This window comes from Pseudomonas sp. J380 (assembly GCF_009827115.1).
GTDB classification, from domain to species: Bacteria; Pseudomonadota; Gammaproteobacteria; order Pseudomonadales; family Pseudomonadaceae; genus Aquipseudomonas; species Aquipseudomonas paracarnis.
Genome location: NZ_CP043060.1, coordinates 1,398,298 through 1,413,495 on the forward strand (window position 1 = coordinate 1,398,298; position 15,198 = coordinate 1,413,495).

The window sequence follows — 15,198 nt, forward strand, 5'->3', positions numbered from 1 at the left end:
TTAACGGCGGTGAGGGTCCATCACCCTGACCGCCCGATAGTTAAGCCCACTGATGTGCTGGATCATCACCCGATAGGCGCCACGACCGCGCTGCCCGCGATAACGCGGCAAGTCAAAACTGCGGACATTCTGCCCACCCGCCATGGCATGGCCGGTATGAAAATCCAGTGTGCGGTCTTCCAGCCGATCAATCACCCTTCTGAGAATTTCACCTCCGGGGCCATGTAATTCATTCTGAATAGGTGTGACGTCAATCTGGAGGGGCTCAGGCACCAGCCCGGAGGAAGGTCCCGGGCTTACCGGCTGCGCGGCGGGCACCTCAGAAGCGGAGCCTCTGCGGCCCACGCTCGTGACCCTGGTTTGCGGTTGTACTTCGGTGTGGGTCAGCCCAGCCGCTGGCAGCGGGCTGGCGCCCACTTTGCGTGCCGGGGCGCGCAGTTCTATGCCTACAAACCCCAACCTGGCAAGCGTAAAGCTAGGGTTACGCTCCGTTCGTGAGGCTGTTTCAGCCCGGTCCCGATGCTCGGTGGGCCCAACGTACCCATAAAGACCGCCCCGCGCTGCCGGGGTCAGCCCGTAGGACAGACTCTTAGTGTCAGCGGTAGCCAGACGGTGTTCCAGGAAAAATTCCGCCAACTCGCTGACTTCATGTTCGGTAGCGCCCTGTCTGCGGCCCAGCTCTTGCGCACCGACCGTTACGGACTGCTCATAGAACGCTCTGCGCTGAACGTCAGTGGTGCCTAATCGCTGAAGCGCGTAAAGCGCCACGCCCACCACACCTGAAATCAGCCCGAAATAAGCCAGTTCAGCCCTATAGCCTATCTCTACCCCTACTCCGTGCCCGATCAACAACACCAGGAGCAGAACCGTCACCACCTCCAGCATCGAGCGGCGCTGCAAACCGTCTTCGTCTACATAACCCATGGGGTTGTTCCCCACCATCGCATACAGGTTCAACCCATCCACATCCCCCGCCGGGTCAGCGCTGATCCACCGCAACAACCACGGCGCGTAGTACCTGAAGCCGTAGTAATACAGCCCGCTGGCGTCGCGCTCCTTGCCCGAATAACGTCGGGTTTTATAGTTCGCCTCCAAGGCATTTTTTGCCGCCCACCAGGCAGTTGCGCCGAAGGGGTAATAACTTTCCTGGCTCAACAGGCCGGCTGCCTCGTCCAGCTCCAGAGTGCCGCTGCCCAAATGATCGTCGAGGCTGAACCGCAGTTGCTCGTCCTGCATCTCGTCGGGGCGCTGCTGCTCCCACTGCAGCCCTCTGACCGAATGGCGCCCGCCCGGAGCAAGCACCACGTTCAACCACTCGCCATCCGGCCCGTGGCGATGCAGCTCCAGCCCTGGCAGATAAAGCACTTCATGGGTGTGAGTCTGCGTCTTGCCATGTGCCACGCGACGCTTGATGACTCGCTGGCCGGCGCCGTCGTACAGATACACCTCATCGTCATGTTCGCCATTGTCACGCAGCACCTGCGCAACGCGAACCAACTGGTTGCGCCCATTCCAGGTCAACGCCTGACCAGGCGCCAGTGCCTGGAGATTGCCACGTTGGTCGAAGCCGTTGCCCAGGCCCGGCGCCTTTGCGCCCTCGCGGGCAATCACGCTGTGATTGCTGTGTTCGCCCACCTGCATCCGTTGGGTATAACCGCTGCCGGTGCTGGGCACATGGCGCATCTGCGTCAGGTTACTGGCCGAGTCGTAGGCATAGTGGCGGGTGTAGTTGCCCCAGAGATTGTCGTCTGTGGCGCCGAACGTGATTCGCCCCGGCAGTGCGGATGCGCCAGTATTGCGCGCGTTTTCACGACCGGTGGCCTTGATCAATCGCGACAGGCTGTCGTATTCGAATGTGCTTACTGCCTCCACCTGCACGTTGCTGGCCCAGCGGGTCGGCTGCGCCGCATCGCGGATCCGCAACACATTGCCGACCCGGTCGTAGCTGTAGAAGAGGTCTTGCAGTCGCTTGCCTGCCGAATCCTTGAGGTGGGCGCTCAAGCGTGTCAAACGTCCATCGGTGTCCGAATACTCGGCAACGCTGAGCACGCCATTACCCAAGCGTTCGCTCAACACCTGGCCCGAGGCGTTGACGCTGCGTTGATCCACCAGGGTCTTGCGCGCTCCGCTTTTGAACAGGATCTCGCTTTTCGTCAATTGGCCGTCGACACCGTATTGAGATTGCTGGCGATTGCCGCGCGCGTCGACCTGCTCCAGGCGTTGCCCCAGCGCATCGTGCTGCCAGGTGGTGGTGAAGGTCTGGGCTTGCAACTGTGCATCCCGCTCACTCACGGGCAGCGGCCAGTCGGGCGCGGTGTGCGACGTGCACAGGCGCCGGGTTTGCTCGGTGATGTTGCCTTGCACGTCGTAGCGCTCAACGAGCAACGTGCCTGCCGGGTCATCGTGACGAATCATGCGCCCACAGCGATTGCGAGCCGCCTCCGTGGACGTCATGCCCGCGTAACTCATGCGCTCGACACAGCGTTCAGCCGCCGCCTCCTCCGCGCGCTCGAATACCGCGACGGGGCGCAGCAACGGGTCGTATTCGAACCGCTGGCGCGTGCCTCGACTGTCCCACTGTTGCACGACCTGGCCGCCACTGCCGAGCAAGCGCGTCTGACGGCCCGCATCCGCGCTGTCGGTGCTCAGCACTTGCCCGCTCAAGCTATAACGATGAGACAGATTGGGCAGCACGTCGGGATCGGCAGCGTGCAACTCGAACAGCCTGGGGTCCCACTGTTGCTGCAACAGGCCGCGAGCGTCGAACACCTGCCGCGTGACCTGCGCGCTGGGTGATTGCTGCGCGGTATTGCGATGGTACGCCACGCTGCGCACGGTCAACCCTCGCGGGTCGACCACCGTCAGCGTGGGCGTGTTGTGATGCAAAGAAGACATAACCTGATGACCTGGAAACCAAAGAAGCCTAGAGCCTAGTCATCAAGCCAGTGCCAGCCTGCGGGCTCCGCACGCTGCGCAGTGTGCGGCGCTTCCGAGGGTGTCGTGAGGCTTACCGGACGCGGCGCTTCATGGCACCGGCAGCCAACCGCTGAAAGCACCTTGGGCACCCAACGGGGACCAGGCAAAATCCCAGGCGGGCGACGGCAATGCCGGTCGCGGCGCGGCTATCGAAGGGTGGCCCTTCCAGTCGAACAGGGTGCAATCGCGCCAGCTCAAGACAATGCCTGCCGCCGGGCTGTCATCCGTCAGCACCCAACGCGCAGCAGCGGCGGCCATGAAGGCCTCGATCGGTTCCTCATCGATCTGTGTGCAGTACGCCGAACTCAGCAACCAGCGGCATACGTTCAGATGGTACGTCCAGTCCAGCGGCGGCTGGTTGCGATAGGCCCAGGTCATGAAGGCGCGAAACAGGTTCAAGCCCTCCGGTGGGTCGAGCTTGAGCAACGCCGGGCAGATGTCGAACAAGGTATGCCAGTGAGGCAACAGGCGTGCATCCAGGTGCACGAAGCAGCGCGAATTACTCGGGTAATCAGACAGCGCCGGTTGCGCACGCAGGCGCCGCGACGCCTTGCTGACCAGGCGGCCGGCGCCGGCAGGCAATTGAGGGTTCATAGAGTGTTCTCACAATCGTGACGAGAGAATGCCTCCTGGTTACAGGAAGCCCAAGGCACACGTCAGGATGCGGGAGAAGCGCGGGGGTTGGCCGAGGGCCAGGAATAGCGCGGCGGCGCCTTATTGCGCCGCTCATGGTCGACACGCGGGGCTTGGGTGAGGCCGAGCAGCCAGGCCAGGCCGATCAGAAACACCAGGGCAACGGTAACCGCGTTGCACACCGGGCAGGCAAAGTAGTTCGAGATGTTGCTGGAGGACGGGTTCGCCAACCCTTTGTCGGAAATTGGCGACTGCCCGCCGTCCACCGAACAGAACAGCCCGCCGATGCCGTTGAGCTGCTGCCCCATCATCTGGCCATGCCCCAAACCGCAGGCGAACAGGTTCATCAGCACGCAGAAGTACAGGGCCCAGGCGATCAGTGAGCGGTCAGAGTGGCGCAATTTCATGGCGGCGACTCTACCACCGAAGCCATAAAAGGACGCAATGCGACGCGCCCCTGTGGCAGAACGTCGCAGATTACGCGCGCCGGCCAGGGTTGCTAGACTCTGCACCCTTCTCGTTACTCCTTTTCAAAGCCTGGCGGAGCAGCTCCACGGCCCTACAGGCGTTTCACAGGATGCACAGTTGATGAGTACGTTATTCACCCGCCGCAAAGTGCTGACCGGCATGGGCCTATTGGGCCTGGGCAGCCTGCTGGGCGGCTGTGACTACAGCCCCAAGCTGAACTTCAAGTACGGCAAGGACCTCAGTGACAAGATCATGGGCCGCACCTTCAAGCTCAAGAACACCGACGGCGAAACCGTCACCCTGAGCTCGTACCGCGGCCTGATGCCGGTGGTGTTCTTCGGCTTCACCCAGTGCCCGGCCGTCTGCCCGACAGCCCTGGCCCGCGCCGCCCAGGCCAAGAAGCTGATGGGCCGCGATGGCAAGATCATGCAGGTGGTGTTCATCACCCTGGACCCCGAGCGCGACACCCCCGAAATTCTCGACAACTACGTCAAGGCCTTCGACCCAAGCTTCGAAGCGCTCTACGGCACCCCGGAAGAAATCGCCGTGGCCGCCAAGGAGTTCGGGATCTTTTATGAAAAGATCCCCGCCGGCGACACCTATACCCTCTCCCACACCGCCACCAGTTTCGTGTTCGACACCCGTGGCAACCTGCGCCTTGGCTTGCAGGCATCCCTTACCGCTCAAGAGTGCGCAGAAGACCTGCTCACCGTCATGGAGGTCTGCTAATGACTGCCGTTCAACACCTCAAGCGTCTCACCCTCGGTCTAACCCTGCTGGGCCTCGCTGCCCACGCCAGTGCCCAGGTACAAGTCACTGACGCCTGGGTACGCGCCTCCGTAGTGGGCCAACCGTCCAGTGGCGCCTTCATGACCCTCACCGCCGACAGCGACAGCAAACTGTTGAGCGTGGCATCGCCAGTGGCCAAGGACGTGCAGATTCATGAGATGAGCATGAAGGACGATGTCATGCGCATGGGCCCGGTGGGCTCGGTGGCCCTGCCTGCCGGCAAAGCCGTCAAGCTCGACCCCAACGGCTACCACGTCATGTTGATGGGCCTGACCGGCCAGATCAAGGAAGGCGACCAGGTACCACTGACCCTTACGGTAGAAGATGCCAAGGGTGAAAAGCAGGCCGTCGAAGTGAAGGCAACGGCGCGTGGGCTGGATGGCATGGACCACAGCAAGATGGACCATAGCAAGATGCATTGATTGCGCAAACAAGCCTGCAGCTCTTGCTCTGCTCCCCGGTAACGTTGGTTGAGGGTTGCCCCTCAACCATAGAATCTCCCACAGTTTGATTGCCGGGAGTGATCAGATAGGCTGTCAGGCCGCCCTCCCCAGGAATCATCGGTAATGCTGTTTGTCGTCATGCTCGGGGGCAAGCACCCGCGGGCCAGGATCGAAGTACACGATGTGGTGTTCGCCGTGGCGGACACCCTGCAAGCCACCTACCCGCAATTACGCGACGCCTGGTTCGGCAGCCCCAAAGGCGTACACATCGATTCATGGATGGCCGTCGATGGCGTCGACGGCTGGAAGGTTGAACTGAGCCACCTGGCGCCCCACGGCGATGCACTCCGCCTGTACTTCATCAACCTGGGCGGTTACGAAGCCAATAGCTTTGGCGAGTCCCATCACTACATGCTGGTGATCGCCCGTAACAAAAAGGAGGCCATGGGCAAAGGCAAGCAGCAGATGCTCAGCCACTGGTCCCAGGCCCACACCGACGCGGTGCTGGATATCGACGACTGCCTGCCCATCGACCTGGTGGACGGCCGCTATATCCACCTGGTGCAAGCGGCGCACCGCCCGATCGTGCAGCGCAACGACTACCTTGTGCTGCCTTGAATCCTCACGGCGAAAACAGTGCCGGCTGAAACCCAGTGGAACTTTGCCGAGAAATAACCGCCTGAATCCGGTACGCTCACCGTTTTTTACTCTAGGAGTTACTCACCATGGCCAAAGCCACCGCCCGTCACATCCTCGTTGCCTCTGAAGACAAGTGCAACGAACTCAAGGCCCAAATCGAAGGCGGCGCTGATTTCGCAGAAATCGCTAAAGCCAACTCCAGCTGCCCATCCAGCCGCCAGGGCGGTGACCTCGGTTCGTTCGGCCCAGGCCAGATGGTCAAGGAATTCGACACCGTGGTATTCAGTGCCCCGGTCAACACCGTGCAAGGCCCGGTGAAGACTCAGTTCGGCTACCACCTGCTGGAAGTCACCAGCCGCCAGGATTGATTCAATCTGCGCTGATGCTATAAACAACGGCCCGCCCTTTGGTGGGCCGTTGTGCATCTGATGACTGGCGATGCCCAGGCCGTTAGCGTACAAATCCTTATGACTCTTACCCGGCGCTCAAGGCTGATAATGCGATTGGCTTTTTCATCTCTGCTCTGTTCCACCCTGGCCTTGCTAATGGCCAGCACTGCGGTGATCGCAGCCCCGCAAACCTACCTGACGGTGTACGGCGAGCCCGCCAAATACGCCGAAGGTTTCAGCCATTTCGACTATGCCAACCCCAACGCTCCCAAGGGCGGCAGCCTGCGGCGTTCCGCGCTGGAGGTGGGGCGGTTTGACCATGTGCTGCCGTATATCGACAAAGGCATCGGCGTATCCCAGGTCGACGGCTGGGTGTATGCGCCCTTGGCGTTGCGCTCGCTGGATGAGCCTTACACCGTCTACGGCCTGGTGGCGCAAAAGATGGAGCGCGCCGACGATGGCCTGTCACTGCGCTTCTACCTGAACCCCAAGGCGCGCTTTGCCGATGGCAAGCCCATCACCGCGCAAGACGTGCGCTACAGCTTTGACGTGCTGATGACCCAAGGCAGCTTGCGCTTTCGCACGCTATTTGCCGACGTGAAGCACGTCGAGGTCGAAGGTGAGCGCCAGGTGCGCTTTGACTTTTCCAGCAACGAAAACCGTACCCTGCCCCTGGATATCGCCACCTTGCCGGTGTTCCCCGAGCACTGGTGGAAGATCCGCGACTTTGCCAACGGCGGCGGCTACGAAGCGCCACTGGGCAGCGGCCCCTACAAGGTCAGCAAGATCGACTCCGGCAGCACCATCACCTTCACCCGTGACCCCGACTGGTGGGGCAAGGACTTGCCGGTCAGCCGCGGCCTGTACAACTTCGATCACCTGAGCCTGGAGTACTTCGGCGACACCGAAGTAGCGCGCCAAGTGCTACGCGGCGGCGCCTATGATTTCAACCGTGAATTCTCCGCCACCGGTTACTCCATCGGCTACAACGGCCCGGCCTTGGACGATGGCCGCCTGCAGCGCGCGCACCTGGCCAAGGAGATGCCGCAGCCGGCCCAGGGCTATGTGTTCAACGTGCAAAAACCGATATTCAAGGATCGCCGCGTGCGCCAGGCCCTGGCGATGCTGTGGGATTTTGAATGGGCCAACCGGCAGATGATGCGCAACTTGTACATCCGCCAGCAGAGCTATTTTTCCAATAGCCCGCTGGCCGCCAGCCAGTTGCCCACCCCGGAAGAACTGGCAATCCTCGAACCCCTGCGCGGGCAGATTCCCGACGAGGTGTTCACCCAGGTGTTCAAGGCCCCGGTCACCGATGGCAGTGGCATGATCCGCGACAAACAGTTGCAAGCCTTGGCCCTGCTGGAAGACGCCGGCTGGAAACCTGTGGGCGACAAACTCGTCAATGCCCAGGGCGAGCCACTGGAATTCACCTTCCTCAACGTCCAGAACGGCCTCGAACGCCTGTTGCTGCCCTACAAACGCAACCTGGCGCAGATCGGCATCACCCTGAATATTCGCCGCATCGACTCCTCGCAGTACGTCAACCGACTGATGGCCCGCGACTACGACATGATCGTCACGGGTTTCCCGGTCACCACCTCGCCCGGCATGGAGCTGTACAACTATTTCGGCTCTGCCGCCGCGTTCGATTCGGGCGCCAACAACTACATCGTGCTCAAGGACCCGGCCGTCGATACCCTGATCCATGGCCTGGTCAAGGCTGACACCCAGGCCAAGATGCTCACCTATGCCCACGCCCTGGACCGCGTACTGCAATGGAATTACCTGTGGATCCCCAACTATTACCCACCGGGCACCTCCGCCGCATGGTGGAACCGTTTCGGGCGCCCGGCCATCGAGGCGAAGAACGACGAAGCCCTGGAAACCTGGTGGGAAGTCAGCCCCACCCCGCTGACGAACGAACAAATGCAGGCTGAGTTGAAAAAACGCGGAGAGGCCCACTGATGTTTGCCTATATCGTACGGCGCCTGCTGCTGATCATCCCGACGCTGGTGATCATCCTGCTGGTGAACTTCGTGATCGTGCAGGCCGCGCCCGGCGGGCCGGTGGAACAAGCCATCGCTCACCTGCAAGGCATTGGTGGCGGTGGTGTAGCCGGCGCATCCGGCGAAGGCATCAGCGGCTCGCGAGCCAGTCGCGGCCTGGACCCGAAGCTGATCAAGGACATCGAAAAACAATACGGCTTCGACAAATCCGCGCCGGAACGCCTGTGGTTGATGTTCAAGAACTATGCCCAATTGGACTTCGGCAACAGTTTCTTCAGAGGCGCAACGGTAACTGACCTGATCCTGGAAAAGATGCCCGTCACGATTTCCCTCGGCCTGTGGGCCACGCTGATCACCTACCTGGTGTCGATACCCTTGGGCATACGCAAGGCCGTGCGCCATGGCAGCAGCTTTGATATGTGGAGCAGCACGGCCATCGTCATCGGTTACGCGATGCCGGCATTCCTGTTTGCGATGTTCCTGATCGTGGTGTTCGCCGGCGGTACCTCGCTGAACTGGTTCCCGGTACGCGGGCTGGTCTCGGAAAACTTCGCCGAACTGAGCACCGTGGGCAAAATCGCCGACTATTTTTGGCACCTGGTACTGCCAGTAACGGCGCTGGTGATCGGCGGCTTTGCCACCTTGACCATCCTGACCAAGAACTCGTTCCTCAATGAAATTACCCGCCAATACGTGGTCACCGCCCGCGCCAAGGGTTTGAGCGAACGCCGGGTGCTGTACGGTCACGTGTTCCGCAATGCGATGTTGCTGGTGATCTCGGGGATTCCCCAGGCGTTTATCAGTGTGTTTTTTGCCGGCTCGCTGCTGATCGAGGTGATCTTCTCCCTCGATGGCCTGGGCCGCATGAGCTACGAGGCGGCCGTGTCCCGCGACTACCCGGTGGTGTTCGGCTCGCTGTTTATCTTCACCCTGTTCGGCCTTCTGATAAAACTCATCGGTGACCTGTGCTACACCCTGGTGGACCCGCGTATCGACTTCGCCGCGAGGAACGCCTGATGCTCAACCTGTCTCCCGTGGCTCGCCGGCGTTTCGAACGCTTCAAGAAAAACCGCCGTGGCTGGTGGTCGCTGTGGCTGTTTATCGGCCTGTTTATCCTGACCCTGGGCGGCGAGTTGATCGCCAATGACAAGCCGCTGGTGCTCAGTTTCAAGAACGAGCTGTATTTTCCGGTGTTCAAGCGCTACACCGAGCAGCAGTTCGGTGGGCAGTTGCCGTTCCAGGCGGACTACCGCAGTGACTACGTGCAAAAGCTGATCAAGCAGGATGGCGGCTGGATGCTGTTCCCGCCGATTCCGTTCAGCGATGACACGCCCAACTACGAACTCTCCCGCCCTGCCCCGAGCCCGCCGTCGGCGGTGAACTGGCTGGGCACCGATGACCAGTCCCGCGATGTGTTGGCCCGGGTGATCTTTGGTGCACGGGTGTCGATCCTGTTTGCCCTGGCCCTGACCGCCATCAGCGCCGTCATTGGCATTGCCGCCGGGGCGTTGCAGGGGTACTACGGTGGCTGGGTGGACTTGCTCGGCCAGCGCATCCTCGAGGTGTGGTCTGGCCTGCCGGTGCTGTATCTGCTGATTATCCTGTCGGGGTTTGTGGAGCCGAACTTCTGGTGGTTGCTGGGGATCATGGCGCTGTTTTCCTGGTTGGCCCTGGTGGACGTGGTGCGCGCCGAGTTCCTGCGTGGGCGCAACCTGGAGTACGTCAAGGCCGCACGCGCCCTGGGCCTGGGCGACGGCAAGATCATTCGCCGGCACATCCTGCCCAACGCCATGACCGCGACCCTCAGCTATTTGCCATTTATCTTGACCGGGGCGATATCCACCTTGAGCGCTCTGGATTTCCTTGGCTTCGGCATGCCCGCCGGCAGCGCCTCCCTGGGCGAGCTGATCGGCCAGGGCAAGCAGAACCTGCAAGCGCCGTGGCTGGGCTTGACGGCGTTTTTCACCCTGGCGCTGATTCTGTCGTTGCTGGTGTTTATCGGCGAGGCACTGCGTGATGCCTTCGACCCCCGCTCATGAGTGACTGCGTATGAACCTGATCGAAATCCGCGACCTGTGCGTCGCCTTCAACGGCCAGACCGTCGTGCGCAACCTGAGCCTGGACGTGCGCCCTGGCGAGTGCCTGGCGTTGGTGGGCGAGTCGGGCTCGGGCAAGTCGGTGACGGCCCATTCGATCCTGCAACTGCTGCCGCAAGCCGGCACCGAAACCCTGGGTTCCATCAAGTATCGCGGCCAGGAACTGATCGGCGCCTCACCGAGTACCTTGCAAAAATTGCGCGGCAACCGCATTGCCATGATCTTCCAGGAGCCGATGACCTCCCTCAACCCGCTGCACAGCATCGAAAAGCAGATCGGCGAAACCCTGCTGCTGCACAAGGGCCTGGGCGGCAAGGCGGCGCAGGCGCGCATCCTCGAACTGCTGGAACTGGTGGGCATCCAGAAACCCCAGGAACGGCTCAAGGCCTACCCCCATCAATTGTCCGGCGGCCAGCGCCAGCGGGTGATGATCGCCATGGCCCTGGCCTGCGAGCCCGAACTGCTGATTGCCGACGAGCCCACCACGGCGCTGGACGTGACGGTGCAGCGCAAGATCCTGCTGCTGCTCAAGTCCTTGCAACAACGCCTGGGCATGTCGCTGCTGCTGATCAGCCATGACCTCAACCTGGTGCGCAGTATCGCCCAGCGGGTCTGTGTGATGCGTGCCGGCGAAATCGTCGAGCAGGCTGACTGCCAGGCCTTGTTCACCGCACCGCAGCATCCCTACAGCCGCCTGCTGCTGGACGCCGAGCCCTCGGGCGATGTGCTGTGCAGCGAGCCCCGTGAGACGGTACTGGAAGTGGATGACCTGAGCGTGCAATTCCCCCTCGGTGGCGGGCTGTTCCGGGCCAAGACCTACCTGCGCGCGGTGGACGGCATCAGCCTCAGCGTGCAGCGCGGCAAAACCCTGGGGATTGTCGGCGAGTCCGGTTCCGGCAAGTCCACCCTGGGCCAGGCGATCCTGCGCTTGCTCGACTCCAGCGGCGGCATTCGCTTCCAGGGTGAGGCCCTGGACCCGCTCAACCATCAGCAGATGCGCCCATGGCGCAAGCAGATGCAGGTGGTGTTCCAGGACCCCTATGGCAGCCTCAGCCCGCGCATGTCGGTGCAGCAGATCATCAGCGAGGGCCTGGAAGTACACGCGCCGTGCAGCCTGGCCGAGCGTGACGCGCAAGTCATACAGGTGCTCAAGGACGTGGGCCTCGACCCTGCCAGCCGACATCGCTACCCCCATGAGTTTTCCGGTGGCCAGCGCCAACGCATCGCCATTGCCCGCGCCCTTGTACTCAAGCCAGCGCTGATGCTGCTCGACGAACCGACCTCGGCCCTCGACCGTACAGTGCAGAAACAAGTGGTGGCGCTGCTGCGCGAACTGCAGGACAAATACGGCCTGACCTACCTGTTTATCAGCCATGACCTGGCGGTGGTGCGGGCCATGGCCCATGACATGATCGTGGTCAAGGATGGCAAGGTGGTGGAGCGTGGCGCGAGCCATGATGTGTTCGAATCGCCCCAACACCCGTACACCAAAGAACTGCTGGCAGCAGCGCACATCCCTTTGTGAGGTGAGATTGTTCCCACGCTCTGCGTGGGAACACAACCCGAGACGCTCCGCGTCGTGTCTTGGCCCTACGCCGAGTGACGCAGAGCGTCACGGTAGACATTCCCACGCAGAGCGTGGGAACGACCATTAACAGGATTCTGTACCCATGAGTACCAGCCTCAAGGACTACCAACAGGTTCGCGGCCTGGCCATCCAGTCGCTGTTCGAGATCATCGAGCAGTCCAGCGAGGGCACAGTCATCGTCGACCGCGATGCGAACATCGTGTGGATGAACGAGCGTTACGCCAAGCGTTTTGGCCTCAAGAGCGCCGACCAAGCCATCGGCCAGCCTTGCGAGCAGGTGATTTCCAACAGCCTGCTGCGCCAGGTGGTGCGCAACGACCGGCCGATCCTGCTGGATATCCAGGACACTCCCAAAGGCCCGCTGGTGGTGATGCGCCTGCCGATCCACGACGAGGCCGGGGCGGTGATCGGCGCGATTGGGTTTGCGCTGTTCGATGAACTGCGCAACCTGTCGCCGCTGATCGAGCGCTACCTGAGCATGCAGCAGGAGCTGGCCTCCACGCGCTCGCTGCTGCGTTCGCGGCAAAGCAAATACAACTTCGCGCACTTTATCGGCACCAGCGCCGCCAGCCTTGAGGTCAAGCGCCGGGCGCGGCGCAGTGCGAGTGCCGATTCGCCGGTATTGCTACTCGGGGAGACCGGCACCGGCAAGGAGCTGCTGGCCCAGGCCATTCACGGCGCATCGCCACGGGCGCACAAAGCCTTTGTGAGCGTCAACTGCGCGGCGATCCCCCATGATCTGCTTGAAGCCGAATTCTTCGGCACCGCACCCGGCGCCTTTACCGGTGCCGACCGCAAGGGTCGCCCCGGCAAGTTCCAGATTGCCCAGGGCGGCACGTTGTTTCTCGATGAAATCGGCGACATGCCGCTGCCACTGCAAAGCAAATTGCTGCGGGTGTTGCAGGAAAAGGAATTCGAACCGGTGGGCTCCAACGAGATGCTGCACAGCGATGTGCGGGTGATTGCCGCGACGTCCATGGACTTGGAAGCGGCGATCAAGCGTGGCGAGTTTCGCGCCGATCTGTATTACCGCCTCAACGTGCTGCCGATCCAGGTGCCGCCGCTGCGTGAACGGCTGGAGGATATTCCGGCGCTGAGCGAGGCGATCCTTGAGGAGTTGCGCAGCCAGCACGAACTGGACCGCGATGCCCTGGCGCTGTTGGCCCAACATGCCTGGCCGGGCAATATCCGCGAGCTGCGCAATGTGCTGGAGCGGGCGGCGTTGCTGAGTGATGACTTGGTGTTGAATGCCGAGGAGATACGCACAGCGATTGGCACTTTTACGCCGGTTGAACGCCGTGCGCTGGTGTCGATGGAAGAAGAGACATTCAGTGCGGCACGGGAACGGTTAGATCGGCAGGTGATCGCAGCCGCGCTCACGGCGTGTGAAGGGAATGTGGTAGAGGCAGCCAAGCGGTTGGGGCTTGGGCGGTCAACGTTGTATAAAAAAATGCTGGCTCTTGGAATAACCCAGTCTCATTAAAGAGACTAGATTCCCACTATGGAGACAATCCTGTGTGGGAGCTGGCTTGCCTGCGATAGCGTTGGTTCAGCTAGGGAATATGGCACTGTTACACCGCTATCGCAGGCAAGCCAGCTCCCACAAGGGATCTCCACTCGTCTCTCGATTGAGACTGCCTTCTGGAAAACCGTCGTTAAAAAGTAAATAAATCTATATATATCAACAAGTTATAAATCTGGCACACATCTCGCTATAGCTTCCTCCCACAGCCTCACCCACAACAATAACAATCCGATGGAGACACACCATGAGTGTGATCATTGCCCTGGCCGCGCTCGCGCTGCTGATGCTGGCCGCCTACCGTGGCTATAGCGTTATCCTGTTCGCCCCCATCGCCGCCCTTGGCGCGGTGCTGCTCACTGACCCGTCCGCCGTCGCACCTGCCTTTACCGGGGTGTTCATGGAAAAGATGGTCGGTTTTATCAAGCTGTATTTCCCGGTATTCCTGCTCGGTGCGGTGTTCGGCAAGCTCATTGAGCTGTCGGGGTTTTCGCGCTCGATCGTGGCCGCTGCGATCCGCTTGCTCGGCACGCGCCAGGCGATGCTGGTGATTGTGCTGGTCTGCGCCCTGCTCACCTACGGTGGCGTGTCGCTGTTCGTGGTGGTGTTTGCGGTGTACCCGTTTGCCGCCGAGATGTTCCGCCAGAGCAATATCCCCAAGCGCCTGATCCCGGCGACCATCGCCCTCGGTGCGTTCTCGTTCACCATGGACGCCCTGCCCGGCACTCCGCAGATCCAGAACATCATCCCCAGCACCTTCTTCAACACCACCGCCTGGGCGGCGCCGTGGCTGGGGCTGATCGGCACGATCTTCGTGTTTTGCGCCGGCATGCTCTACCTCGCACGCCAGCGCAACAAGGCCCAGCGTGCCGGTGAAGGCTATGGCACCGAGTTGCGCAATGAGCCGGAAACCGCCGACAACCTTGCCTTGCCCAACCCATGGGTCGCGCTGTCGCCGCTGATCCTGGTGGGGGTGATGAACCTGTTGTTCACCCACTGGATCCCGCAGTGGTACGGCAAGACCCACAGCCTCAGCCTGCCGGGCATGAGCGCGCCGGTGACCACCGAAATCGCCAAGCTCACCGCGATCTGGGCGGTGCAGGCGGCATTGCTGGTGGGAATTATCGTGGTGCTGGTGTTCGGCTTCTCGGCGATCAAGAGCAAGCTGGCCGAAGGCAGTAAAAGCGCGGTAAGCGGTGCATTGCTTGCGGCGATGAACACCGCCTCGGAATACGGCTTTGGCGCAGTAATCGCCTCGCTGCCAGGCTTTCTGGTACTGGCGGACTGGCTCAAGGGCATCCCCAACCCGCTGGTCAACGAAGCGATCACCGTGACCTTGCTGGCCGGTATCACCGGCTCCGCTTCCGGCGGCATGAGCATCGCCCTCGCCGCGATGTCCGAGAGCTTCATTGCAGCCGCCCACGCGGCCAATATCCCCCTTGAGGTGCTGCACCGGGTCGCGGCCATGGCCAGCGGCGGCATGGACACCCTGCCCCACAACGGCGCAGTGATCACCCTGCTGGCGGTCACCGGGTTGACCCACCGCGAAGCCTACAAGGACATTTTTGGCATTACGATCATCAAGACCCTTGCGGTGTTCGTGGTGATCGGTACTTTCTACGCCACCGGCATTGTGTGAGGTTTTC

General features: G+C 61.6%; 13 protein-coding genes. 10 read left to right on the forward strand and 3 right to left on the reverse strand.

Translation table 11 applies throughout. From position 1 onward, the window contains the following. The 3 genes from FXO12_RS06305 to FXO12_RS06315 all read right to left on the reverse strand — a co-directional run bounded on the left by FXO12_RS06305 (nucleotide 1) and on the right by FXO12_RS06315 (nucleotide 4,016). Nucleotides 1–2,895 (reverse strand): RHS repeat-associated core domain-containing protein, encoded by a 2,895-nt coding sequence (locus FXO12_RS06305; RefSeq protein WP_057977461.1) that lies wholly within the window; start codon nucleotides 2,893–2,895, stop codon nucleotides 1–3. Between the two features lie 129 nt (nucleotides 2,896–3,024). Further along, nucleotides 3,025–3,570, reverse strand: a complete 546-nt coding sequence (locus FXO12_RS06310) for a putative natural product biosynthesis protein (protein WP_057977459.1) — start codon at nucleotides 3,568–3,570, stop codon at nucleotides 3,025–3,027. A gap of 62 nt (nucleotides 3,571–3,632) precedes the next feature. Then, nucleotides 3,633–4,016: a DUF2946 domain-containing protein gene (locus FXO12_RS06315; RefSeq protein ID WP_057977457.1), complete on the reverse strand. Its 384-nt coding sequence runs from the start codon at nucleotides 4,014–4,016 to the stop codon at nucleotides 3,633–3,635. 181 nt (nucleotides 4,017–4,197) lie between these two features. Here FXO12_RS06315 and FXO12_RS06320 point away from each other — a divergent pair, with 181 nt between their 5' ends. From FXO12_RS06320 to FXO12_RS06365, 10 genes are all read left to right on the forward strand, one after another. Then, a complete protein-coding gene (locus tag FXO12_RS06320; RefSeq protein ID WP_034125726.1) occupies nucleotides 4,198–4,806 on the forward strand; it encodes an SCO family protein in 609 nt (202 codons plus the stop codon). Beyond that, nucleotides 4,806–5,288 carry a copper chaperone PCu(A)C gene (locus tag FXO12_RS06325; RefSeq protein WP_054896538.1) on the forward strand — a complete coding sequence of 161 codons (483 nt, stop codon included), beginning with the start codon at nucleotides 4,806–4,808 and terminating at the stop codon, nucleotides 5,286–5,288. Before FXO12_RS06320 ends, FXO12_RS06325 begins: the two co-directional genes overlap by 1 nt. Nucleotides 5,289–5,432: 144 nt before the next feature. Beyond that, the gene (locus FXO12_RS06330; protein ID WP_057977455.1) at nucleotides 5,433–5,927 is read left to right on the forward strand and encodes a DUF1543 domain-containing protein; all 495 of its coding nucleotides are present in this window, start codon (nucleotides 5,433–5,435) and stop codon (nucleotides 5,925–5,927) included. 107 nt (nucleotides 5,928–6,034) lie between these two features. Beyond that, entirely contained in the window at nucleotides 6,035–6,316 is a 282-nt protein-coding gene (locus FXO12_RS06335) for a peptidylprolyl isomerase (protein ID WP_034125729.1), read from the forward strand. Nucleotides 6,317–6,445: 129 nt separating this feature from the next. After that, nucleotides 6,446–8,305, forward strand: coding sequence for an extracellular solute-binding protein (locus tag FXO12_RS06340; RefSeq protein WP_057977453.1), 1,860 nt, complete (start codon nucleotides 6,446–6,448; stop codon nucleotides 8,303–8,305). Continuing rightward, nucleotides 8,305–9,363 (forward strand): microcin C ABC transporter permease YejB, encoded by a 1,059-nt coding sequence (locus FXO12_RS06345; protein WP_057977451.1) that lies wholly within the window; start codon nucleotides 8,305–8,307, stop codon nucleotides 9,361–9,363. The genes FXO12_RS06340 and FXO12_RS06345 overlap by 1 nt, the downstream gene beginning before the upstream one ends. Next, nucleotides 9,363–10,385: an ABC transporter permease gene (locus FXO12_RS06350; protein ID WP_034125731.1), complete on the forward strand. Its 1,023-nt coding sequence runs from the start codon at nucleotides 9,363–9,365 to the stop codon at nucleotides 10,383–10,385. Before FXO12_RS06345 ends, FXO12_RS06350 begins: the two co-directional genes overlap by 1 nt. Before the next feature lie 10 nt (nucleotides 10,386–10,395). Then, nucleotides 10,396–11,967 (forward strand): ABC transporter ATP-binding protein, encoded by a 1,572-nt coding sequence (locus FXO12_RS06355; RefSeq protein ID WP_054896540.1) that lies wholly within the window; start codon nucleotides 10,396–10,398, stop codon nucleotides 11,965–11,967. Between the two features lie 145 nt (nucleotides 11,968–12,112). Further along, a complete protein-coding gene (locus FXO12_RS06360) occupies nucleotides 12,113–13,513 on the forward strand; it encodes a sigma-54-dependent Fis family transcriptional regulator (RefSeq protein WP_057977449.1) in 1,401 nt (466 codons plus the stop codon). Nucleotides 13,514–13,799: 286 nt separating this feature from the next. Next, nucleotides 13,800–15,191: a GntP family permease gene (locus tag FXO12_RS06365; protein ID WP_054896542.1), complete on the forward strand. Its 1,392-nt coding sequence runs from the start codon at nucleotides 13,800–13,802 to the stop codon at nucleotides 15,189–15,191. Nucleotides 15,192–15,198 lie beyond the last annotated feature (7 nt).